Raw genomic sequence first — 24,951 nt, forward strand, 5'->3', positions numbered from 1 at the left:
GTGTCCAACGAATCGGTTCGTTATCGTATCGAGCATCGCACAGAATATCGCTACAGCGAGCCGGTGGCGATTTGCCAAAACCAGTTGCGAATGAAGCCATCTTCGCGGCATGGTTTGATTTGTCATCACTCGCAGATCTCCGTTAGCCCCGCGCCAGATACGGTCACCGAGCACGAAGACTATTTCGGCAACCGTGTCTATTCATTCGCCATCGAAAAGCTGCATAAAAAATTGGTGGCAATTGCGAAAAGCGAAGTTACGGTTGCGCCCCCTCGGTTTCATTCGCAGTCCCCGTCGCCAACTTGGGAAACGATCCGAAATGAAACGCGCGATCCCGTAGATGCGCCAGTACGCATCATTCAGGAGTTCCGATTTGACTCGCCTCGTGTGCCCATCAAACAAGAGTTTGCCGACTATGCGATGGTATCGTTTCAACAAGGACGCGGAATTCTCGACGCAGCGTTGGATCTGACCAAACGCATTCACAAGGATTTTCACTACGACACAACGGCGACACACGTCGATACATTGACGACCGACGCATTCAAGTTACGAGCAGGCGTATGCCAGGACTTTGCACATATCCAAATCGCGTGTTTGCGATCGATTGGATTGCCAGCCTGTTATGTGAGTGGCTATTTGCGAACCATCCCGCCAGCGGATAAACCACGATTGGTCGGTGCTGACGAATCACACGCTTGGCTGAGCCTGTACGCCGGCGAGTCGCTTGGGTGGGTCGACTGCGATCCCACCAATGGCTGCTTATGCGGAGTGGATCATATCCCAATCTGTATCGGTCGGGATTACGGAGATGTCAGTCCGATGCGTGGAGTCATCATTGGCGGTGGGCAAACGGCATTGAAAGTGAGCGTTGATGTGATGCCAATCGAAGTGAGCCAAATTTGATGCACGAAGCAATCGGTGTAGCAAGTTGGTCGAAAAAGGGCCTGTGAAAAAAAGAGAGGCTGTGAAGCTGAGTGCACGTGTTCGCTCGGCGGCTCAGCGAATATCCAACCTATCCTTCCTCAAAGAACCGGCGGCGAACCATCGTGAGGATCGCATTTTGCTCGGGCTTGATCGCCGAAGATTTTCTTGCTTTTTCCACAGCCGCGTCGAACGAGGCTTCGCTTAGAAGCATTAATGCTGGCTGAGCCAATGCAGCTTCGGTCGCAATGGTGCGCACTAACTTGGTCCCCGTGCGGTTGAGTCGATGAACGCCGCACAATTCGGTCAGCAACGCATTTGGGCAATGCTGATGCATAGAACCTTGAATGTGGAAACGATACACGAAGAACACAATGGCGATTACAGCGACGAGGATCACGACGATCCACAAAGTGGAATTACCAGAACTGGTAGTCGATTCGCGGTATTGCATGCTGATCTCGGCCATGCGAGTCTCAGCGAACAGAGTGGCAATGTTGGACGAAATCATGTTGGAACAAAAAAATGGGGATTCGTATTTGATTTAGGCGACAGCAACACTGCGTTTGCTGAGGGCCTTCACAGCAGCGTCACGAACCGGACAAGGTGGCAAGGCAGCCATTTCTTGTAGCAGTGACAGCGATATCAAACTTTCAGCGTTGGCCATCACTTCACAGGCACGCACGCGAGCTTCTTGGTGGTCTTCCCGCGAGATTCGCTCGAATGCGTCAGTGAGCAAGTCGACCGCAGACAGTGCGTCTGCGGCAGCGATAGCCGCGAGCCGTTTTTTCAGGACGGGATGACGAAGTCCATCGCGAATATGCGGAATCGCATCGGCGTCAATCACCAAGACAATGCGGCCAATCGCTCGACGATGTTCCTCCGGCAACGCTTGAAGTCGATCAAGCATCGATGCGACATGCAATGGTTTCAGAATACGACGGACCGATCGGACCAATGCCGCGTCGGGATTATCGAGCAGTTCGATTAGTTCTTCTAAGAGCGATGCATTGCGGTCCGCCTGGATCGCAATGCGGTCTTTGCCCGACAACACGATTGCGGCACGCAGCCATACCTTTGCTTCGGGAATTTCACATTTACTAAGTCCAAGCACTGCCGCCGTAGTCACGCCGGGTCCACCGCGATTAATGGCGGCTACCACGGTTCGCAAGTATGCAATCACATCCGTATGAGCTTGGCTGTAGACGAACACGGCGGCGGCGCGATGATCGGGACTGATTTGGTCCATTAGCTTAGCGTCACCGAAACAACATCGCGGAATTCCAATTTCGGATAAATTTCGAAGGATTATTGACGAAGGCTCGTGCCCTATCATTCGCAAAAAGAAGTCGCGGTACACTTCGTCAGTCCGCGAAGCGAGGATTTCCTTCATAAACATTGGAACATTCCGTCGCCCCAGAAACCCTGTCAACAGTTCGACGATACCGACTCGCTGAGTCGTTCGAAATCGATCGGCAAGTAAACTTTCAACGGGACTATCAGGAGCGACCAGTGCGCGAAGTTCGCGGTCGGACCAAGTGCAAACCATTAAGAATGCGTCAACCAATCTGTCGTTGCGATGCTTATTGTATCGCTGAACGGATTCCGCCAATGCTGCAACAATCCGCGTTCGATCGGATGATTGCCCTCGTTCGGCCCTGGCGTCGCGACCAACTTCACGTGCCAATTCCAAGATCGCTTCCATCGCGGAGACACGAATCACTTCCGACGGATGAGTTTCAACGATCGGAACCAAAAGGCAAATGACATTGTTGATACCAAGGGCTTCGGTGGCGGAGATCGCGCGAGCCAAATTGGAGGTGCGTTCCTGAATTGCTTTTTCGATTGCGGGGTAAAGCCATTGCTTCTTCTTGCGAAGCAAACGACGGCAGTGCAGATCAAGCGTTTCCCAACTGGTCAAAACCACGTCGCCGCATTCCGGTTCCGAGCGTTTTAGAAGTGCTTCCATTGCCATTAACCGCATCGATGGATCGGTAGCACCTGCGGTGTCTATCAACAGATCGACAGCAGCAGTATTGAGCGATTCGGCGAGTTGATTGAAGGTGAGCTGCAGGCCTTGCATGAAACAGTTCAAAGGTCAAAGGATTTGGAATGCCCGGAAGCCCCCCGAGCGTTTTTGGCGATTTTTGTCATCCCGTTACATCGTAAACGTAGCTCTTTAGATGACGCGCAGCCGGGTAAGGAAACCGAAATTACGCCCCTACCTTGCCCGCGAACCTCTATCCATGCGGCATAATCCGAACGATTGCCAAAAACCGCAGCAATTGGGTCTGATCAGTTGCTACGTGTCACAATCGGCGGTTTCGATGTACCATAAAGACTCGCTCCAACAAGACTCTGGGTCAGCCATCTTCTCACTCAAAGGTCCGAATTTGAGAATTTCGTCTATAAAGTCCGCGGTCTGTATCGCCCTTACCATCACCATTGCCGGATCTAACGGTCGATTGGTCATTGCCGAATCGGGCTCAACCGATCCGAATTCTAATGTGGCAGAAGTCAAAGTGGGATGGAGCGAATTTCATGGCCCCGCTGGGACTGGTTTTGTCTCGGAAGGAAGTTTGCCGAAAAACTGGACCGACCAGGAATATGTTTGGCGATATCCCCTTGCTGCATCCGATGTGGGGTCGCCCGTCATAGCAGGTGGCATAATCTATTTCCTCACCACGGACCGTGAAGCCAAAACAATCTCACTGGAAGCTGTTCAGCTCGCAACGGGTAGCCCTGTCTTCAAAAAGTCTTTCCCCCAATCAGCTTTTCACGTTCATAGCCGGAACTCGTTTGCGTCTAGCACTCCGGCCGTGGACGACAAAGGCATCGTCGTTGCGTGGAGCGATTCCGAGCACACCTTCCTAAAATCATTTGACATTGATGGGAATGAGCAATGGTCTCGCGACTTCGGAACTTGGCAAAGCCAACATGGTTTCGGGACCTCACCTCGACTGTTTGGTTCAATGGTGTTGCTGTTCAATTCTCAACAAGCGGACCAATTGCGTCCTGGGGAAGAACCCGGTCAAAGCCGCATGATCGCCGTTAGTCGCGACACAGGTGAAACCCTCTGGGAAACACCGCTCGAAACAACGCGAACTTGTTACGGTGTACCTGCGATTTTCGTTGCTCCCGATGGAACCACACAAATCATTGCGGCCAATACCGGCAATGGCATGTTTGGACTCGACAGCCAAGATGGTAGGATGTTGTGGAACCTTCCGGTATTTTCAAAGCGTTGTTGCAGCACACCCGTTCTGTATGGAAATTTGGCATTGGCATCAACCGGAAGTGGCGGTGGCGGAAACGAACTGGTTGCCGTGCGCATCCCAACGTCAGACGCGGAAAAACCAGAAGAGGTTTACCGGATTGACCGTAGCGCGCCCTATGTTCCAACGTTAGCGGTCAAAGGAAACCAATTTTTCATGGTCGACGACAAAGGCATCGCGTCGTGCCGAGAAATCGAAACGGGAACGCCGGTTTGGACCAAACGACTTGGAGGAAACTATAGTGCTTCACCGATCATTGTTGGCGACACACTATTGGCAATCAACCTCGATGGCATTGCGACCCTAATGGGCACCGGCGACAAATTCGAACCGCTTGGTAAAGTGGACCTTGGTGGTTCGGTCGGTGCAACACCAGCCTTTTCCGATGGCTACTTGGTTCTGCGAGTGGGTGATGAAATCCGATGTTTGAGTAACCGAAGTGAGTCGGAATAATGAATCTAGTCGAAACGAAAACCACGAAGGAAAATACGAAACGACTCATTGATTATCTGCGCCAATTCGATCGCGTGACAATCGCTTTTTCGGGCGGCGTTGACAGCAGCGTGGTTGCTGCTGCTGCAATGCAAGCCGGGCTTGACTCGGCAGTCGCCGTTACCGGATGGTCACCAAGTGTTTCGCAGTGGCAAATTGATTGGTCCGAACGGATTGCCGATCAAATCGGGATCGATCACCGGGTCGTCAAGACCGAGGAAGGATCGCAGCCGAACTATATCCGAAACGATGCCAAGCGATGTTTCTACTGCAAAGAATCCCTCTATCGAACGCTTGCTCAGATTGCAGACCAATGCGACCAGACTGTGCTGATTTCAGGAACCAACGCAGACGACTTAGGAGATTATCGGCCCGGCATCGAAGCGGGAAAACTTGCATCGGTAAAGACGCCCTTGGCTGATCTCGGCTTCGGCAAAATAGAAGTCCGTGCATTGGCACGATGGTTCAATCTCGAAAACGCGGAGCTGCCCGCTTCCCCTTGCCTAGCGAGCCGCGTTGCTTATGGTGTGGATGTGACGCCGGAACGATTGGCGCGAATCGAGCAAGCCGAGAATTGGCTTCGCGACCGTGGTTTTAGCGATCTGCGAGTGCGAATCCATGCCGACGAATTGGCTCGCGTCGAAGTGCCAGTGGATGAACTATACCGGCTGTTTGATGCGTCACTTGCCGCTGAAATGAACAAGACGTATCGCTCCCTTGGCTTCCGCTACGTTACGGTGGACACACAAGGCTTACAGTCAGGCAGTTTAAATCGAGCGTTAGTGTCCATTGAAACAAGCGAATCTCGCAAAGGAATTTCTCTTTAAGAACGTACTTTTATGTCGCAGTCTCCTGATTTCAATTCGATTCCCCCCCAAGGCTCTTCGCGAGACGATTCAGAAATTTCGTCATCGAAATTGGTAGGTTGTCGTTTGGGCGATTACCAAGTGCTGCGAAAACTAGGTCGAGGAGGGATGGCGGATGTCTATGCGGCACGCCATTTGTCGCTCGGGCGCGACGTCGCGATGAAAGTGTTGAGAAGTGATTTCGCTCGTGACGACGATTACGTCGCTCGCTTTCGCCGGGAAGCAAAGGCCGCAGCTAAGTTGAACCATCCCAACATTGTTCAAGTTTACGAAGTCGGCAGCGTCAACTTGTTTCACTACATCGCTCAAGAATTGATCGATGGCGATAACCTACGTCACATTTTGTCGGTAAGCGGATCATTGTCCGCTGACGAAGCAATCGAGGTCCTTGTTGCCGTTGGCTCGGCACTTGAAGTCGCCGCAGAAGCAAGCATCACGCATCGCGACATCAAGCCTGAGAATATCATGCGGTCCGAGCGTGGGATCATTAAGGTCGCCGACTTTGGGCTTGCACGTCTCGGTCCCGATGTGGATGCAACGAGAGCCGATTTGACTCAGGCGGGGCTGACACTCGGGACCCCTCGCTACATGAGCCCTGAACAGGTGCAAGGCCACACCGTCGACGCTCGAAGTGACCTGTATTCGCTCGGAGTCACCATGTACCACCTGCTAGCCGGGCGTCCACCGTTTGAGGCGGATGACCCGTTGGCGCTGGCGGTCATGCACTTACACGATACGCCAATGCCACTGGATCGAGCGCGTGGCACCGACGATTTGCCCGAATGGTTGATTGCGATCGTCTCAAAATTGATCCGCAAACGCCCCGAAAATCGTTTTCAATCACCAACAGAACTTCTCGACGCGGTCCGCTCCAAAGCATTCGATTCGGGATACTCAAGTGCCGCCACGATTGGGACGGCCGCGGCAACCATTCGGCTTCAACGGATCACGGATGAGGTTCGGCGCGATCGGAATAACACGATTAAGCGAGGGCTGGCTTTGTTTTTGGCGCCAACGATTTGTATCGTTGCAACGGCCGGAATATGGATGTCCCGGCCAGCCAAGAGCGTTACACGTGTTTTGCGACCCGATCAAGTTCCACTGGCGGAATCGGTTCAAGAACAATACTTGATTGCCGCAACACGAAATGATGAACCCGGATGGTTGGCGGTTTCAGAGTATTTTCCGCCGGATGAAAACAATTCACTTAACACCGGGTACTACGCAAAGAGCAGACTGCAATTGGCCCGCTTTTTGGCATCGGAGCAGCAGTGGCGGCAAGCGGGCCATGTGCTTGACGAATTGATCCGCGACCCGCGTATCGATCGGCTTTACCGAGCCCTCGCGCTTGTCCAACAATGCGAAGTGCTCGGCAAACTTGGAGCATCCAAAGAGTTGACTCCAACCCAGACTCAACTGCAAACGATTTATCAAAACCTCAATCGGGGCGTGGCCGAACAGTTTGATCGCATTGTTCCCGAAAAGGAACGATTGCAATTAGGTCTGACCAGTAGCGGAAAAGGGGATTCCTAGGAAAACGCTCGGCAGTCCCAGTGAAGCGGTCAGCACTTTCCTGAACGCTGATGACGCGGCATAGTGCTTGTTGGACTATGTGCACGATTTAGCCGAACCAAATAACGTGTGTTTCCATCGGCCGAACCGACGGACCATTCGTCCACTACGCTACGGGCTCTTTCCCTACTCTTCGGAAGTTGGCTCGTCCGATGATTCAGTCGTGTCGCTACCCGTTTCGGCGGGCTCGGTCGAAGAATCAACAACCTCACCTTCAACCGTCACTGGTGCGACGACGCCCTCTTCGGATTCTTCTTCTGGTGGAACACGGACAACCCCTACCAAGCTATCGCCTTCGTCAACGTTCATGATCCGGACCCCTTGGGTATTCCGTCCGATCACGTTGATATCCGCGGCTTTGATGCGTTGCAGCTTACCTTTTGCGGTCATCATAAAGAGTTCGTCTTCATCGGTCACATGTGCGATCCCGATTACCTTGCCGTTCCGCTCACTGGTGCGAATATCACGAACGCCCTTACCGCCCCGTTTTTGGGTTCGATAGCGAGCACTAGACGGACTGCCCTCTTCATCATTCGAGTCATCTTCGCCACCTTCTTCGGATTCATCGCCACCACCCATGACGGCGGCGTTCGGGCCAAAGAAAGTTCGCTTGCCGTATCCGTTTTCGCAAACGGTTAACAGCGTTGCATCTGGATCAGCGACCACCATCCCGACGACCGTATCGTCCCCGACTAATCGAATACCTTTAACGCCCGAGGTGTTGCGGCCCATTGGACGCGCGTCCGATTCGCGGAACCGAATGGCCATGCCTGATGCGGTGACCAGAACGACTTCATCGCCCGGTCCAATCACGGCGGCATCAACAAGCTCGTCCTCTTCTCGCAATTTGATCGCAATGATGCCACCCTTTTTCGGACGACTGTATTGTTCCAGAGGCGTCTTTTTGATCAATCCACTTCGAGTGGCCATCACGACAAAGTAACCTTCTTGATCAAAGTCACGGATCACCAAGCATTCTGCGATCTTTTCGTCCTCTTGTAGGTTTAACAAGTTCACGATCGCGCGGCCCTTACTGTCGCGAGCCAATTGCGGCAAGTCGTAAACCTTTTGCCAACGAACTTTTCCGGCCGTGGTCAGGAAGAGCAAGTATGCATGCGTGCTTGCGACAAACAAATGCTCGATCGGATCCTCGTCGTCCGTCTTTGCACCTTTCAGTCCCTTACCACCGCGACGCTGAGTGTTGTAGACGCTCGTCGGAGTTCGTTTGATGTATCCACGATGGCTGATCGACACGACCATCGTTTCTTCGGTAATCAAATCTTCGAGGTCAATGTTGCCGAGTTCTTCCATGCTGATCTCGGTACGCCGCTTGTTACCAAAGCGCCGTTTCATCTCCTCGAGATCTTCTTTGATGATGCCATTGATCCGTTCTTGGCTTGACAAAATATCGAGATAGTCTGTGATCTCAGCCAACAGCGAAGTGTGTTCGTTGAGCAGTTTCTCCTGTTCGAGGTTCACCAATTGGCCAAGCGTCATGCGAAGGATCGCATCGGTTTGAACGCTGGTCAGTCGGTAATTCTCTTCTTCGCCTCGCTCAAGAACGAATTGCTGGAAACCATCATCGCCGAGCGCTCGTTTAAGCATTGAAGATGGACACTCGATTTCCATCAAACGCTGCTTCGCTTCGGGCTGCGTCTTGCTCTGGCGAATCGTCTTGATAATTTTATCGATATCGGTGAGCGCCAATAGCAAACCTTCGACAGTATGCTTTCGGCGACGCGCGCGAGCCAACAAGAATTGCGTTCGTCGGCGGATCACAGTCACACGGTGACGAAGAAACTCTTGCAAAATTTCCTTGATTGTTAATTCGCGTGGTTTGCCATCGACCAGCGCCAAGAAGATCAGCGAGAAAGTATCTTGCAAAGGCGAAAATTGGTAAAGCTGGTTCAACACCACGTCTGGATCAGCGTCGCGTTTGAGCTCGATTACCAAACGAACCGGCTCTTTCAAATCGCTTTCGTCGCGAATACCTGAGATGCCTTTGATTCGGTCTCCGTTGACCAATGCCGCGATCTTTTCGATCACTCGGTCGCGGTATTGCTGGTACGGGATCTCTGTCACGACGATTCGCGATCGATTGCCTTTCATCTCTTCGATTCGGCAACGTGCTCGGACGATCACGGTACTTCGGCCCGTTTTATAGCCGCGTCGTATACCGGCTCGGCCACAAATGATGCCACCGGTCGGGAAATCAGGACCTGGAATGATCTCACAAATTTCATCGATCGACGTATCGGGATGATCGACCAAGCGAATTAACGCTTCACATACTTCAGTCGGATTGTGTGGCGGGATACTTGTCGCCATACCGACCGCAATCCCGCCGCTACCGTTGATCAACAGGTTTGGGAATCGGCTCGGCAACACCGTCGGTTCGGTGCGAACTTCATCGTAAGTTGGGATGTAGTCGACGGTGTCGAGCTTCAAGTCGTCGAGCATCGCCGCGGAAACCGCACTCAAGCGAGCTTCGGTATATCGCATCGCCGCGGGGGGAAGCCCCGCGACGGAGCCGAAATTCCCTTGCTTGTCGATAAGCAGCGACCGCATGTTCCATTCTTGGGCCATCCGAACCAGCGTCGGATAAATGACACTTTCACCGTGCGGGTGATAGTTACCGGAGGTGTCCCCCGAAATTTTCGCACATTTGACTCGCTTGCTACCCGGACCGAGGTTCAAGTCGTTCATCGCGACCAAAATTCGCCGCTGTGACGGTTTCAATCCGTCGCGAACATCCGGCAAAGCCCGGCTGACGATAACGCTCATCGCATATGTCAAATAGCTTTCTCGAAGCTCGTCCTCGATCGGTAAATCGATCATCCGGAAAGCGCCGGCACCACCGATATCACCTCCGCTAGGAGGAAGCCCGCCATTATTGTTGCCGTTATCCTCAGCGGGTGCCGCGCCCTCAGTTTCGCCGTTTTCGTTGTTGTTATCGTCGTCAGCCAACGTGATGTCCTAAGCAAGAAATGCTGTAAATGGAAGGGCAATAGTTTACCGGTTTTAGCTTTCCTTCACAACGGGACGGCGGTTTTACCCCGTTGCCGCAAAGTGTTTCCTGGACGATACTTAGAGCATCCAGATTTCCTTCTCCCAGAATGACTCGAGGGCTTTCACGATGATTCGCGTTGCAGGTGTTCAAATAGGGAAGCTGGTTTCCGAAGGGGATTCCAATTCGACCGATACGCTGTCGCGTCATTGGACAACCGGGTTCTACAAAATGCCGATTTCGGACCGGGTGAAAATGACTGCCATGGGGATCGCCGGGGACCATGTCGCCAACACGAAGAACCACGGCGGAATCGACAAAGCGGTGCTCTGTTACGCAGCAGTCCATTACGACGCCTGGGCTGCAGAGCATCCCGAACTGGCCATCGGCTTTGGTGGTTTTGCCGAAAACTTGACGATGGCAGAAATGGACGAGCAAACGGTTTGCCTCGGCGACCGCTACCGAATCGGGAGCTGCGAAATTGAGGTGAGCCAACCACGTCAACCGTGCTGGAAAATCGCACGGAGATGGGGAGTGAAATCATTGGTCAAGGAAACGACACAAACCGGCCGGACAGGTTGGTACGTCCGCGTTGTGGTTGAAGGAGAACTTCAAGTCGGCGACGAGGTCACCGTGCTTGAGCGTCCGTGCCCGACGTGGACCGTCGCTCGAGCGAATGATGTGATGTTCGGCCGCCGTAGCGATCGGGCGGAAGTAATCGAGCTGATGTCCGTACCGCTTCTCGCAGAGGCCTGGAAAAAGGACCTGGCTTAGCCAGCTTTGGTCCCCACGACGATCGCCCATTGATCCTGCAAACGCTGCGACACGCCCTGCAAACGCCGCTGGTCTCGTTCGAATACCATGATTCGAATGCCATGAACGGTGAAACGGCCATGAACGGTGAAACGGCCACCAGACCGGCCCGCCCAAGGAGGTCACGAAGCAGCGAGCTTCTGGCGGGGCGACGGAAATACGAGAATTTCGATTTGGGCCGTTTTGAGTCTGCCAAAAACAGAAGTTCCCAAGACGGTCCCTACTCGAATCCCGTTGTCTCGGGCATAATTACGGGCTTTTCAACAACGAATGACACGCGTCTGCGGTGAGGCAAAAAGATGGATGAGAAACTTGGGATCATGGGGGTGACCTTCGACGATGTGCTGCTGATGCCCCGATATAGCGAGGTGGTCCCTAGCGAAGTCGACGTCACTAGCCAGCTGACCAACCGCATCACGCTCCAAATCCCCCTGCTTTCCTCGCCGATGGATACCGTCACCGAATCCGAAATGGCGATCGCACTGGCCAAAGAAGGAGGAATTGGGATTGTCCACAAAAATCTTTCACCTCGTAGTCAGACCCAGCAAGTGCTGAAGGTCAAACGGTCGGCCAACGGCATTATCGTCGATCCAGTAACGCTGCCGCCGGAGGAAAAAGTGGGCCGGGCAGCCGAATTGATGGACCAGGCCAATGTTTCAGGCATCCCAATCGTACTGGCCGACCGTACACTTGCTGGCATTTTGACCCGCCGAGACCTTCGCTTCCTAGAGGACCCAGACCTCCCCGTTAGCGAAGTCATGACCCGTGAGAACTTAGTGACGGCAGTAGGGAATGTGACGCTTGAGGAAGCTGAGAGGATTTTAACGGCAAAAAGGATCGAGAAACTTCTCCTGATTGACGAAGATAGAAGACTGACGGGGTTAATAACGATTCGTGACATCGACATGATGAAACGATTCCCGCGTGCTTGCAAAGACCCACAGGGGCGATTGCGGGTCGGAGCGGCCATCGGAGTCGGCGATTTTGATCGAGCGGAAAGCTTGATACGACAAGGCGTCGATTTGTTGGTGGTCGATTCAGCTCACGGGCACAGCAAAAACGTGATTGAGACCGTCCGAGAAATCAAACAACAACGTGATTGGGACATTGATGTCGTGGCAGGGAATGTTGCCACGGGCGAAGCGACGCGTGATTTGATCGAAGCAGGTGCAGATGCGGTAAAAGTCGGCATCGGACCTGGCTCGATTTGCACCACGCGTGTGATTAGTGGCGTCGGCGTTCCTCAGATCACAGCGATCCTTGAAGCAGTCAAGGTCGCGGAAGAACGAAACATTCCCATCATCGCAGACGGCGGTATTCGCTTCAGCGGTGATGTGACAAAGGCCATTGCGGCCGGGGCTAGTACCGTGATGATCGGCAGTTTGTTTGCTGGTCTAACCGAAAGCCCCGGTAAGAAGATTTTGTACCAAGGGCGAACGTTCAAGTCGTACCGAGGGATGGGATCGATCGGCGCGATGGGCAAAGGAAGTAGCGATCGGTATCGGCAAAAAGGGACACCCACGGACAAACTTGTTCCCGAAGGTGTCGAAGGTCGAGTACCGTTCAAAGGTCCCCTTAGCGATTACGTTTACCAATTGGTCGGCGGTTTGCGAGCGGGGATGGGATATGTCGGAACACGGACGATTGACGAATTACGTCGTGATGCGAGGTTCACTCGTGTCTCGGCCGCTACGGTTAGGGAGAACCACCCGCATGACATTGCGATCACCCAAGAAGCGCCAAATTATAGTCCCGACGTTCAAGCGGGCGAGACGCTGTAGCGACCCCGTGACCGAAGTCACAGCGACGGTTGCCGTAGGCGCAGAGACTTCGGATTCACACATGTTGCCGTCGGCAGAAATCTCAACGCCGTCGGTTACACGTTCTCGATACGGCCAAATCAAGATGGTGCGACGTGTTAGCTTAGCAATTCTTATTGCAAGCACCGGCTTGTCCACGGCATTCCATTCGAACCCATTGTGGAGTCAACAACCCGGCACTCTTCGCCCCGTGCCCAAAATGGGTTTTGAAGACCCAACGTCTGCCGCAGCACCCGTACACAATCCCCAGCACGATGGATGGAATTTGAAGTGGCGACGGAGCGATAGTATAACACCGCTGCATCGCGATCCAGCCGACCGCGAGTTGGCCAATCAAGACCCGTTTGCCGAGGATCTGCCTCGTCCTCAATCAGCACAACCAGCGATTGTTGCTACCGCTAGTTCGCTATCCAACGCGATACAGGTCGCTGCACCGGATCCATTGGTTCAGCCCATTGCCGCTTCGCAAACAACGGTTTCACAGGCAGCATGGAACACTCCCCAACAAGGTGGTGGATTTGAATTGCCGCAGGAGAATCTCCCAACCGACCACGGCAATGGTCTGCGCGATACTCAAACGGGCGAACCCGATTTCTTTGAAAACCCTTTCGGCAGTGCATCGCCTAAGACTCAAACACCCCAGCCCAAAGAAAGCAGCAGTCAATCCGGTGGTGAGCTCAAAATTCCGGCCGATCCTGTTCGTCCGAGTGAATCGCGTTCGATGAACCAACTTCGTGGCGGCGCAGGAAACGAGTTGGCTCCTCCAAAACTTCCGGACCCCAAATCGAATGCCCCAAACGACAGTGGACCATCGCTTGGGGAAATGCTTCGAGAGCAACCACCATCGCCAAAACAAGACCGCGATGATGATCTCGAATCGCTGCCTGATTTGCGCGGCGAACCAATCGAATCACCTTCGGATCGTTCGGGCCCGTTCGAAAGCCCGTTTGGCCGCGATCGAAAAATGGATTCCAACCGAAACCGTTTCGAAGACAACAAGGAAGACGACTGGGGGGATGAAGAATCCAGCCAAGATGAACTCAAAAAAGATATGGGTTTGACTTGCGAAGACTTCCGGAGCCGCATTGCGGGGCAAACAATCGACAAAGTCTCGCTCGACATCAGTCCTCCATTCCGGCCTGACGTGATCAGCGAATCGGAATACCAAAAACTGAAAACAAAATTTGACCAGAATCAAACCGACCGCCAATGGCGTTCGATCGATGGTCGCCCGTTGGCGTCAGGCCGACTTGTTGATTTGGCTTACGAAAAGGCCTTGATTCAAACCAGTTACGGGACGACCGAAGAAGTTTCAATCAATCGTCTCAGCGAACCGGACTTGGCTTACATTTCCCAAAATTGGGGGTTGCCAAAAGAGTGCCTGATCGAGCAAGTTGCCTACGTACCTCGTTCGTGGCAAAGCACAACGATGACTTGGAAAGCATCCAATTTGTGCCACAAACCGCTGTACTTTGAAGATGTGAATCTTGAACGCTACGGGCATACTCGCGGACCGCTCTGGGAACCTGTCGTTTCCTCAGCTCACTTCTTTGCCAACATTGCCGTGCTACCCTATAAGATGGGTGTCCATACGCCACACGAATGCCAATATGCTTTGGGGTACTACCGTCCGGGGAACTGCGCACCTTGGATCAAGCCGCCAGTACCAATCAGTGTCCGAGGCGGTTTAACGCAAGCAGCCGTAATGACTGGGGCGTTTTGGTTAATTCCATAAATGTGCTATCAGCGTTTCGCTGGATAGCGATTAGTTAAAAGCTAACAGCGACAATTTATGACTTCTCTCATCGAACAATTAAAACGACTGATCGCCTTTCCATCGGTCAGTTCGACCAGCAACGTTTCGATCTCGGATTACGTAAAAGAACAGGTTGGATTGCTCGGTTTCGATGTGGAAACCGTCCGCTATATCGACAAGTCCGGTACAGAAAAAGCGAATGTGTTAGCCAAACGCATGCCACCGGGGGGACAATCAACCGGTGGTATCGCCTATTTCTGTCACACGGATGTTGTTCCAGCCAACCAATGGACAGGACCTGGGGGCGATCCATTTGTGGCGACCACAGAAGGAGACCGCGTCTACGGTCGTGGTTCATGTGACATGAAGGGATCGCTTGCGGCGTTCCTTTTGGCTATCGAACAGGTCCCCATCGAAAAACAAATGGCTCCGGTGTGGATCATTGCCACCGCGGACGAAGAGATCGGTTTCGATGGTGCAAAACATTTGCTGAGTTCCTCGACGGGTTATCGAGATCTTGTCGCTGCACAGCCGCTGGCGATTATCGGTGAACCAACCAAACTGAGCGTGATTCATGCTCATAAAGGAATCGTTGGCTTTGGCATCCGCAGCCACGGTCGCGCCGCGCACAGCAGTCGTTCGGATGGCGTCAATGCGAACGTCGCAATGGTACCAATGCTTGAAAAAATTGCCGAATTATACTGGCGAACGGTCAATGATAATCGCTACCACGATGATCGTTTTGACCCGCCAACGTTGTCATGGAATTTTGGTTTTACGGATCACGGTACGGCGATCAATGTCACCGCACCACTGAGCGAAGCGTGGGTCAGCTTGCGGACGATGCCCGAAATTGATGGTGAAGATTTGATCGCCGAAGCGAAAGACTATGCCGAATCGCTTGGGTTAGAATTCAAACGCTACGATGGCGGTGATCCAGTCTGGGTTGACGCCCACGCGTCTTGTGTTCGAACGATGTGCGAATTGGCAAAATGCGAACCGAAAACGGAATGCTATTCTACCGATGGGGGCCAATTTACAGAACTTCGGCAACGGCTCGTTTGTGGTCCCGGCGATATCGCCCAAGCCCATACGACCGACGAATGGATTTCGATTGACCAACTCAATCGTGGTGTCGATCTGTATCGCCGCGCCATTGAAACATGGGCCGTCCAGCGGTGAATGTTGCGTAGCCGATCTTGCCCATTGATGCCGGGCCATTCGCTATAATCGAGCTGGTGAGTTGTCTCTTTTTTCACCTAACGAAGTGATTTACAAAATGTCCAATTCAAGCAGCAACATGTTCTACAAACACTCCGGCCGATTGGGGCTTTCCGTTCCAGCGATCTTGTTGATTGGGATTCCGGTAGTCATTCTGCTGTCAGCGATCTATGCATATATCGTCGTTTATTGCCCAGTCGTCGGCTACGTCAACGTGCTCTTTCTCGGTGGATATGTATTCGCAGCTGGGATAGCGCTGGCCATGATTGCCAAAATGTCGAAATGTCGAAGTCCCAGTGTTCTGTTGGCTCTTGGAACCCTCGGTGGACTCGTTGGACTCTATTTTTCCTGGGTGTTCTTCATCAAAGCGCTCTTCGGTGAAGATGTCTCTGCAATCGCTGTCGCCTTGAGTCCGCTGGGGATTTTGGAGGTGGCAAAAGAAATTAACGCAAATGGTTGGTGGGGGCCAAGCGGGATCGCACAATGGGCACTCGTTGCGATTGAAGCAGCCGTGATTGTTGGCGGCATCGCACTATTCACGTCGTCGAGTATTTCCCGTGAAGCGTTTTGCGAAGACTGTAGCACGTGGTGCAATCCGTTCGAGACAATGCACTTGAAATTGACACCGGAATTGGCTGCAAAGGACCCTTCGGAACTCGACCACTTGCAACTACTCGGCCTGGAAGAAGTCGACAAATCCGAATACCCGCGACTCGATGCCGAAGTGCTGCAATGCACCGGTTGTGAAAAGACTCAGGCAATCCGATTCAAGAAAGTCGCCCAAGTGATGGACGACGGAGAATTGAAAGAGCAAGCGGAAGACATCCCAGGAATCTTGATACAGAAAGCCTAGTCGTCTCTCGGTCGCCTAGTGATGATGGCCGCTCTGGTGCCAATCATAGTGGCCAGGCTGAACGTGATAATGGTTGCCATGGCGGCGGACTTCCGTCGGATGCCAATCGTAGTGGCTCGTATCATGATATCCACCGGATCGATAACTGTGGCCGTAATTCGATCGGTAACTAGGTCGATAACTCGATCGGTAACTGTGGTAGCTTCGTTGAATCCCAGGCCCAAAATAGTGCGAAGAAGGGTATCCACTTCGATAACCGTAGTTTGACCCGTACGTGGAACCGAAGCTTGAGCCGTAGCCGCCGAAAGAAATCTGTATGCCGCTGCGTCCGAAAATGCGATTACCTGCTTCGGCACTCGGAGCATCCGAAACCAATGCCATGCTTGCGACCAAGATCGGAGCCGTCATCCATTTAGCGATAGTTGTCATCATGTAAAAACCTTTGGTGTTCTTATGAAAGGAAAATGGCACATTACCTAACAAACCGCTGAGGCAAGTGCTTCACTCCCCTAAGGTGCTAACGACGGGCCGTGAAACAGAACCATGAAACATTTCCGCCAACGATGCGACTCGACATCCCGCCATAAACACGCCAAGACAACACGGTAAAGCATTAACCATTAAAGACTTACGGACACAAACAGTCGGATCTAGTTCGATTGGGATTGCTTGCTGAGTCACATCGAAGCAGGGACACATGCGTGTCGTCAAATTGATGCCGCAATGTATCTTTATGCGATTGGCATCTCATCACGTGTTGCCACATACTTACGGAGTAAGGACATGAATTCCGTGCCATTCATGAAAAGACGAAACGGCAACTCGACCGACAAAAGATGGTTCGGGATGACGTAAGTCTATCCAAGGTCTAGTGGCTCGATTCTCGTTCTGTCGTCAGATATACCCGTCCCCCAGGGGTACTGGGATAGCGTGAATGGGATTGTCGTGTGCTTTTAGCTAGAGATAACAGCGCCCAAAGGAGACAAAAAATCTAAGAAATTTGCACCGAAGCCTAGAAAATTAATGCTCGCCGCAACTACAATCGAGTCGTTGTGTTCGCGTTAATCCGCTTAACTTGAAAAAGGCATTCCGTGACTCGCTTCCTTCATTATTTCTCCGTTTCGTTACTTGTCCTGTTCCTCGCTCAAGCCAGCGCAACCGCCCAAGGCATCGTCTTGAACTTGGGAAATCGTGACTTGGTTGCCAATCAAGACAACCAAGAAATGATCTTCAGCCTCTCCGGCGGCGACTTGTTCGCAGGCGTTGACTTGACCGTAGAGGCACGTGATTCCTCCAATACCGTGCTTGCGACAAATTTTTTCAATATTCAAGGCGGCGGAATTGGTGGCCTTGGCAGCGGCCCCATTACTGGCGGCGCAGAACGAAATGGTCCAGGTTTTGTTTTCGATGGTCAGCCTGCTGATTTTGATCGCGTTGGAGATAAGCAAGGAGGCGTAGCAGATGTAGCAATCTTGCTGTCTACTATTGATTCGGTCGCAGCCAATGGATCGCTGATCAAGTTTTTTGTAGATACAAACGGGCTAGCAGATGGCGACTATCAACTCGTCGCAACCCGGGCTGCCTTCATTGATCAATCCGCCGCGGCGGTCCCATCCTCCGCACCCATTGGATCGTTCTCTATCAGCTCCGTTCCTGAACCAGGATCGGCAGCCTTCTTCACAGTCGTTGCCGTTCCCGCGATGTTGTTGCGACGAAGGCGTCGAAGCCTATCGCACAACCGCTGAGAGCGTTTAATTGAATCGAGCATGATTAAAGTTTCGCGGGAACTTTGAGCTTAGATCATCCAATTAGAGTTGCTGTGTTCGCCAAAAAACGGAATTGCCTCTCGATGTTTTAGGCGGTTTATCTTCACGAGGTGTCTCCGCATCTAGCAAGGGAATGTTCAAGGTGAAAATTCGACGTAGCGGTGCTGAATCACGACGCTCTTTCAACTCGCGACATCGGCGTCGCTTGCTAGTCGAACCCCTGGAAGAACGTCGGCTATTGGCTGTCTATTTTGTTGACAACACCGGCGGAAGCGACACGAACAACGGACTGAGTTTGGGCGCCTCATTTGGCACCATTCAGCGAGCCGCCAATCAAGCCCAACCGGGCGACACGGTTCAAATTCGAGGTGGTACTTATCGTGAAACCGTCACGCTACCTCGGTCCGGTAGCAGTGCGGCCCCAATCGTCTTCAAACCGTACAACAACGAAGATGTCGTCATATCAGGTGGCGAGCTAGTGACTGGATGGACCCAGTACAGTGGCGATATTTGGCAAGCCAATGTCAATTGGGATGCTGGCGGTAACGCGGATGGCAACACTCTGTTTGTTGGCGGTGTGATGCAACAGGAAGGACGCGAGTACTCTTCCTTTGCGTCTCGCACCAGCAACGAGGGTGACCTGCTTGACATTAACGAGTGGGGGCAGATCCCCCAAGGAGCTGTGACGCCTACCAGCTTCACCTCCAACGATGCAAAAGGCTGGGGAGACGACTACTGGAATGGAGCGAGAGTCCGCTTCCATACCAAGGACTGGATCATCGAAGATGAGTTGATCACCGACTACGCATCCTCTTCGGGAAAGATATCGTACGCGGACGTTGGCACGATTTCGCAGAAACAAGTTCAAGGTTTTTTCATCTACGACACGCTCAAGACGGTCGACCAAGAAGGCGAGTGGTTTAAGGATGGCGACACGTTGTACTACCAAGCCGCATCAGGCCAGGATCCCAACTCGCTTGATATCGAATTCAAACTGCGTGGCTACGGGTTTGACGCCGACAGCCGCGACCACATTCACATCGAAGGGATCACCTTTCGCGGCGTCAGTATCGACACCGATTCCAACACCGATTCCAACATTTACCAGGGCAACACGTTCTACGCCTATGACCGGGCCAATGTCGGCAGGTTCTATATCACGGGCGACGATAACATTTTCCGCGACAACGAAGTCTCGCACACCTGGATCAGCGGCATTACCATCAATGGCGAACGCAACTCACTGATCAACAACTACATTCACGATATCGGCTACAACGGAACGGCGCGTACAATCGTGATGAGCGGCGCGGAGCATCTATTTAGCCACAATACCGTGAGCAAATTCGCGAGGAGTGTTTTCGACGGCTACCCATCGCGCAGCGAGATCGCTTACAACGTTTTTGAAGACGGCGGACGATTGTCCTACGACACGGGCGTTTTCGACAGCGACGGTGGAAATGGAAATAACAGTTTCTCGATCTTCCACCACAACGTGTTTCGCAACACGGACTCTCGCGGGATTATGGAGGCCTTCTACGGGAATAATAACAATGCGGTAATTCACCACAACATCATCTACGACTTCCAAAACGGCAGCCGCAGTTTTACCGCGAATGGCTCGGATTTCCGCCAGGTCTACCACAACACCATCATCAACACCTCACCTCCGGACGGTCTTCGCTCGGATTCCCCCGACCCTGATGCCATCATCCAAACTCGGTACAACAACAACCTGCAGATATCGCTAAGTGACATGGAGGCTCTTGGCGTTGATATGCGAGGCAATCACAACTATTCCTCGTCCGACTTTGTTAACTTTAATGGTAAGGACTTTCGCCTAGCCGCAGGGTCCGATGCAATCGATATCGGTGTCGTGCTGCCCGGTGTCAACGATGGTTACTCCGGGGCCGCGCCTGATGCTGGGGCTCTTGAGTTCGGTGAGAGCATGTGGGCCGTCGGGCATGACTTCGTTAACAAGCCCACACCCATCTATGCATGGGAAGCCCTCCCCGGCACGAATATTTACACAAACAGTCAATTCAATCAGGGCATCGCCGACTGGACGATCGTTTCCGGTTCGCCCAATTCCGCTGATCGCAACTCGTGGAACCTCAGTAGGGAAGGCAATTCTCTGACTGGATTCATCCGCACCCAGAGCGTCGAATTTACGCCTGGTGAGGCAATGAGCCGCGAATTTACGGGCCTAACACCGAACACCACCTATACCGTTGGGGCTGGTGCCAGAATCATCAACCAAGTCACGGTAGGCAGTCAATTTGACGCTTCCTCCGGTTCGGTATCGACGGGAATCTACCGCGACGAACGATTTGCAACCGGACTGTCCAGCGGCGAGTGGGTCCGCTACGACAACATCGATTTCGGGGATGCTGGTCAATTTGATCTGATCGAGGTGCTTTATACCCGAGCGGCATTGAACGACTCGATTGCAGATGTAGAAATCCAAATTCGCCTCGACAGCCCAACGGGACAATTATTGGGTGAGTTCGTCGATCCGAAAGACGACCCGGGCCAAAATTGGTTTCGAAATCGAGGCGACTTGCCTACCATTTCGGGAAGCCACTCGATTTATATTTCTGCAAGCGGGAGCAACTCCGTCAATCTGGCGGTCGGCCCCGTAAGGCTGCTCAAGGAGACGCCTCCTGCAAGTGATAAGCTTACCGCGACCGCCCAGTCCAGTGGCACACCGACAGTGAGCTCGCCGATCGGATGGACCGACTGGCAACTCGGTTACGAGACGTTTGCCTTCAAGACCGGGCCGAGTGCGACTAGCGCGACCATTACTTTTTCAAATAACGGTCGCATCAACGCTTATCTCGACCGACTTTTTTTAATCGAGGGCGAACTTCGTACGGGCATCAATCTAGCGTATACCGACGGAATTGCCTCGCAATCGACGACTGAAGTCAGCATGTCGGCGTCCAATGCAACCGACCAAGATCCGTTGACTCAGTCGCAAACGCTAGCAACCGACAATAACAGTTGGTGGCAAGTGCGGTTCCCCAAAGATTTTTCCATCGGCGAGATTGAGCTGTTCAATCGCGACAATGCCTCCTACACCGAACTCAGCAACTTCACCGTTTCGATCTGGAACGAAGACCCCGACAATGGTGGTAGCAAACTCTGGGAAAAATCGTACTTAAGCAATGGCAGTGTGAACCGTGGTGGATCATTACGGATCACCGGCGGGGAAATTGCTGACGGCTCGACGTTACACTTGGCGACGGTACTTGGACGGGTCGTCCGTGTGCAACTCAATGGGCATAACAATGACGGCAACGGAACATTGTCGCTTGCGGATGTACGGGTTGTAAGCAGCGACAAGGCCAATCCGATTGCCAACGTCGCGCTGTCAGGAACAGCAACCCAATCGAGCAACCACTACTACACACACGGATTCGCCGACACTGCGATCAACGGCACGGTAGACCCGGCAGCTGAATTCACTACCACGCAAAACTCGTCGCAACCGTGGTGGCAAGTCGACCTTGAGCAAACAACCGAGATCGATCAGATCGTCCTGTACAATCGCCAAGATGCAGCGGACCGACTTGGCACCTTCCGAGTGTCTGTTTGGAACGGCGATCCAACGTCTGGTGGGACCGAGGTTTGGGGGAAGAACTACTCGTATTCAAGCAGCGCCCCAGCCTTATCCACGACTTCCATTGGCCCCGGTGGCGGGCTGTTGATTGACGGTAGTGTTACCAGTGGTGGCACACGACTCGATGAAGTGACTGACGGGCAATTCGTACGAGTACAACTCACGGGATCGAACTTCTTGTCGCTCGTAGAAGTCCAAGTGTGGAAAGCTGGCACCGTTATTGACGCCAATGCACTCCAATACAATTACGATCCTGGCACCTCCGCAGCAATCTTCCCCGGCTCGCAACTTCTTGCGCCCAATGTCACCGGAGACATCTCTTTCACAGGAACCGTGGACGCTGTCGATCGAGGCAGCTCGTCGGGTAACGCCTATAATCGCGATTTCGTTCGCGGAACGACACCCGCGATTTTCAATCATCGAATCGCCAATGGACGTTATCGCGTAACCCTGAACATGAGTGATCCGAGCGTTTCATTGGACAACATGTATGTGCAAGGTGAAGGTGTTGTCCTAGCAACCAACATTGATCGCCCAATCGGCCAAAACGGAACGATGTCCTTGGAGGTCGATGTCACTGACGGTCAGCTAAATTTGGAATTTGGCGATGCCGACACGGTCAATCCCCTATGGGTAGTCAACCGAATCGTTTTGACTCGGATCCCGAACGGATCGCCTGCAATCGACCCCAACGGTGGCGTGGTTGATGAGGGAACCGAAGCCACGTTTACCAACCCTGACGACGTAGGCACCATCTACTACACCACCGATGGTTCGGACCCCAAGTTGCCCGACGGCAACATCAACCCCAATGCGGCGATGGCCGGAGGCACAGTCACAACGATTGTGAATCTCCAAGACTTTGATGGCGTAACGGCACCGGCAATCCCCTCACAATGGACAGCAACGACAACCAATTCCGCAAGCAATTGGACGACCAATTCGTCTGCGAGTGATGGTGGACTCAACGGTGTTTCGGTAAACAACACCAGTCAAACGGCCGATGTGCGTTTGACATCCGCCCCGTTCGCGGTCGAAGCGAATAGCAGGCAAATCAGCTTCCGCAATTCTTACAATGTCGAAAGCACATACGACGGTGGGGTGTTGGAGATTTCCATCGACTCGGGAACGTTTGTTGACATCCTGGCAGCGGGCGGGAGCTTCGTGGAAGGTAGTTACAACCAAACGATCAATGCGAGTTATGGCAATCCGCTTGCAGGACGTCAGGCTTGGAGCGGCAACTCGAATGGATTCATTGATACCGTCGTCAATCTCCCAGCGACAGCAGTTGGTTCGGATGTGCAACTTCGCTGGCGGTTTGGCTCAGACAATATTGTGGCTGGTAGTGCTTGGGCGATCGATACCATTGAGCAAACCGTTGAAGAGATGTTCCCAGGTACCGTTGCAATTACCGAGGACATGACGATCACCGCGCGAACTTTGATTGGCAACGTTTGGTCCGGTACCGCTCAGGCGTCGTTTGCGTTGACGCAACCCGCGACGATAGAAAGTCGATTGTTGTTTTACAACAACAGCGATTTCGACGGGAATGATTCCGCTGCGAACACCGCCGATGAAGGTGCAATCGCATCAGACAAACAGGCGTTATTACCAGGTCAAAATGCCAGCTTTGCAAACTACACTAGTTACAGTCGCGGCGTAAACGGGATCATAATTGACATCGCCAACCTGCCTGCGAGTGGATTGTCAGCGGATGATTTCACATTGCGTGTGGGCAACGATAGCGACACCAGCACGTTCACGGACCTGGAAATCGTTCCTGGTTTTTCGAGGCGTACCGGTGAGGGGGCTAATAGCAGCGACCGAATTACCTTGACGCTGCCCGATAAAGCCGTTGTAGGAAAGTGGTTGCAAGTCACGGTCAAGGCCAACGAGAACACAGCGTTGGAAACTCCCGACGTGTTCTACTTTGGCAATGCTCCTGGCGAAGTCGGTAACAGTACGGACGATACCTCGGTCAGCAACGCGGATGTTTTGAAGATTCGTTTGAATCGAACCGCTGGCGGTACCACGGTGGACTCTACCAGTCCCTACGATATCAATCGTGATCAAATCGTATCCAACGCCGATGTGCTGCTTGCTCGACTAGGCCGAACGACCTCCGAGGCTGAACTGAAACTGATCACTCCGAGCGGTGCAAGCAACTTCAGCAGTATTGTTGGCGTCTCTGCGTTGCAGGCAACCGATACCAATGCCGACGGTGTCGTATCGGCAATGGACGCATTACTGGTGATCAATCATCTCAGCGGGTCAACCAACAATACGTCAGGCGAAGAAACAGCGTCCCAAGAAAAGTGGAGTCATTTGGACGTTGACGGCAACGGTCATGTCACGGCATTAGATGCTTTGATGGTGATCAATGAAATGAACCGTTCGCAGACCAATCCAAACTCATCCGTCAGCCAATCCCCGCAAGCGTTTGATCTTGCCCTTCGGGATCTGCAGTCCGAGGACGAAGAAGATGACATCCAATTGCTCGATTCACGACTCGACTCGGTGTAGTGCGGTGCGACCACAAGCGTAGCGAGCTACCGCTCGGAGTGCGTTCGCCCGCTACCGTTGGTCGCTAGAATCGTGTCATGAAAACACCAATTCCAGCGATAACGGGTGTAGGATTCATTAACTGTTCGAGACATGCGGACGCGAAACAATGCGTCAAGTTGCCGCACTCGGGTTCCAACTGTCATCAAATAACCACTTGAACAACGTGAAACGGCGAAAGGCAACGAATACGGCTGGCATAGGGTTTCCTCTTTCCTCACATTGTCAACAAATTGGATTGACCAATACCGTGCCTCCCACGACAATAGTGGCATTGGTGAAGACGTTGAGTAGTCGCCGTGGTGGGTTGAATTGCCTGTGCAAAAAGAAAGCGACGATCTTATCTGACAACAGAACAAGTTACCCTCTTCTTTCCTCGCCTTGCTGGTCCTGTGCCAACGC

At 52.8% G+C, this 24,951-nt stretch carries 16 protein-coding genes; 11 read left to right on the forward strand and 5 right to left on the reverse strand.

All coding sequences use genetic code 11. The features are described 5' to 3' along the window. Nucleotides 1–906 carry a transglutaminase family protein gene (locus tag CA13_RS17205; protein WP_146398656.1) on the forward strand — a complete coding sequence of 302 codons (906 nt, stop codon included), beginning with the start codon at nucleotides 1–3 and terminating at the stop codon, nucleotides 904–906. A 109-nt stretch (nucleotides 907–1,015) separates the two neighbouring features. Here CA13_RS17205 and CA13_RS17210 read toward each other — a convergent pair whose 3' ends face one another. Beyond that, nucleotides 1,016–1,435 carry a hypothetical protein gene (locus tag CA13_RS17210; RefSeq protein ID WP_146398658.1) on the reverse strand — a complete coding sequence of 140 codons (420 nt, stop codon included), beginning with the start codon at nucleotides 1,433–1,435 and terminating at the stop codon, nucleotides 1,016–1,018. A gap of 33 nt (nucleotides 1,436–1,468) precedes the next feature. Beyond that, nucleotides 1,469–3,007 carry a hypothetical protein gene (locus CA13_RS17215; RefSeq protein WP_146398660.1) on the reverse strand — a complete coding sequence of 513 codons (1,539 nt, stop codon included), beginning with the start codon at nucleotides 3,005–3,007 and terminating at the stop codon, nucleotides 1,469–1,471. Between the two features lie 310 nt (nucleotides 3,008–3,317). On the opposite strand from CA13_RS17215, the gene CA13_RS17220 reads away from it, so the two are divergent. From CA13_RS17220 to CA13_RS17230, 3 genes are read left to right on the forward strand one after another with little or no spacing between them, the layout of a single operon-like run. Continuing rightward, nucleotides 3,318–4,652 carry an outer membrane protein assembly factor BamB family protein gene (locus CA13_RS17220; protein WP_419194489.1) on the forward strand — a complete coding sequence of 445 codons (1,335 nt, stop codon included), beginning with the start codon at nucleotides 3,318–3,320 and terminating at the stop codon, nucleotides 4,650–4,652. Beyond that, nucleotides 4,652–5,518: an ATP-dependent sacrificial sulfur transferase LarE gene (gene larE, locus CA13_RS17225; RefSeq protein WP_146398662.1), complete on the forward strand. Its 867-nt coding sequence runs from the start codon at nucleotides 4,652–4,654 to the stop codon at nucleotides 5,516–5,518. The genes CA13_RS17220 and larE overlap by 1 nt, the downstream gene beginning before the upstream one ends. A 12-nt stretch (nucleotides 5,519–5,530) precedes the next feature. Further along, nucleotides 5,531–7,090, forward strand: coding sequence for a serine/threonine-protein kinase (locus CA13_RS17230; RefSeq protein ID WP_146398664.1), 1,560 nt, complete (start codon nucleotides 5,531–5,533; stop codon nucleotides 7,088–7,090). A 165-nt stretch (nucleotides 7,091–7,255) separates the two neighbouring features. On the opposite strand, the gene gyrA is transcribed toward CA13_RS17230, so the two are convergent. After that, nucleotides 7,256–9,967, reverse strand: a complete 2,712-nt coding sequence (gene gyrA / locus CA13_RS17235; RefSeq protein ID WP_419195120.1) for a DNA gyrase subunit A — start codon at nucleotides 9,965–9,967, stop codon at nucleotides 7,256–7,258. A 298-nt stretch (nucleotides 9,968–10,265) separates the two neighbouring features. Between gyrA and CA13_RS17240 the strand changes: the two genes are divergently transcribed. The 5 genes from CA13_RS17240 (at nucleotide 10,266) to CA13_RS17260 (ending at nucleotide 16,599) form a co-directional block, all read left to right on the forward strand. Next, nucleotides 10,266–10,910 carry an MOSC domain-containing protein gene (locus tag CA13_RS17240; RefSeq protein ID WP_146398668.1) on the forward strand — a complete coding sequence of 215 codons (645 nt, stop codon included), beginning with the start codon at nucleotides 10,266–10,268 and terminating at the stop codon, nucleotides 10,908–10,910. Between the two features lie 338 nt (nucleotides 10,911–11,248). Then, entirely contained in the window at nucleotides 11,249–12,730 is a 1,482-nt protein-coding gene (gene guaB / locus CA13_RS17245; RefSeq protein ID WP_146398670.1) for an IMP dehydrogenase, read from the forward strand. Nucleotides 12,731–12,737: 7 nt separating this feature from the next. Then, nucleotides 12,738–14,504: a hypothetical protein gene (locus CA13_RS17250; protein ID WP_419194490.1), complete on the forward strand. Its 1,767-nt coding sequence runs from the start codon at nucleotides 12,738–12,740 to the stop codon at nucleotides 14,502–14,504. Nucleotides 14,505–14,561: 57 nt separating this feature from the next. Further along, the gene (locus CA13_RS17255; protein ID WP_146398672.1) at nucleotides 14,562–15,707 is read left to right on the forward strand and encodes a M20 family metallopeptidase; all 1,146 of its coding nucleotides are present in this window, start codon (nucleotides 14,562–14,564) and stop codon (nucleotides 15,705–15,707) included. 97 nt (nucleotides 15,708–15,804) lie between these two features. Continuing rightward, the gene (locus tag CA13_RS17260; protein ID WP_146398674.1) at nucleotides 15,805–16,599 is read left to right on the forward strand and encodes a hypothetical protein; all 795 of its coding nucleotides are present in this window, start codon (nucleotides 15,805–15,807) and stop codon (nucleotides 16,597–16,599) included. 15 nt (nucleotides 16,600–16,614) lie between these two features. Here the strand turns inward: CA13_RS17260 and CA13_RS35315 are convergent, their stop codons facing one another. Next, complete coding sequence (locus CA13_RS35315; protein WP_419194491.1) at nucleotides 16,615–17,031, reverse strand: hypothetical protein; 417 nt, start codon at nucleotides 17,029–17,031, stop codon at nucleotides 16,615–16,617. A gap of 659 nt (nucleotides 17,032–17,690) precedes the next feature. Between CA13_RS35315 and CA13_RS17270 the strand changes: the two genes are divergently transcribed. Both CA13_RS17270 and CA13_RS17275 read left to right on the forward strand, forming a co-directional pair. Next, nucleotides 17,691–18,344 (forward strand): hypothetical protein, encoded by a 654-nt coding sequence (locus CA13_RS17270; RefSeq protein ID WP_146398676.1) that lies wholly within the window; start codon nucleotides 17,691–17,693, stop codon nucleotides 18,342–18,344. Between the two features lie 163 nt (nucleotides 18,345–18,507). Further along, a complete protein-coding gene (locus CA13_RS17275) occupies nucleotides 18,508–24,510 on the forward strand; it encodes a galactose-binding domain-containing protein (protein ID WP_419194492.1) in 6,003 nt (2,000 codons plus the stop codon). A gap of 26 nt (nucleotides 24,511–24,536) precedes the next feature. Here the strand turns inward: CA13_RS17275 and CA13_RS35320 are convergent, their stop codons facing one another. Next, nucleotides 24,537–24,695, reverse strand: a complete 159-nt coding sequence (locus CA13_RS35320; protein ID WP_419194493.1) for a hypothetical protein — start codon at nucleotides 24,693–24,695, stop codon at nucleotides 24,537–24,539. Nucleotides 24,696–24,951 lie beyond the last annotated feature (256 nt).

This window comes from Novipirellula herctigrandis (genome assembly GCA_007859835.1).
Lineage (GTDB): Bacteria > Planctomycetota > Planctomycetia > Pirellulales > Pirellulaceae > Novipirellula_A > Novipirellula_A herctigrandis.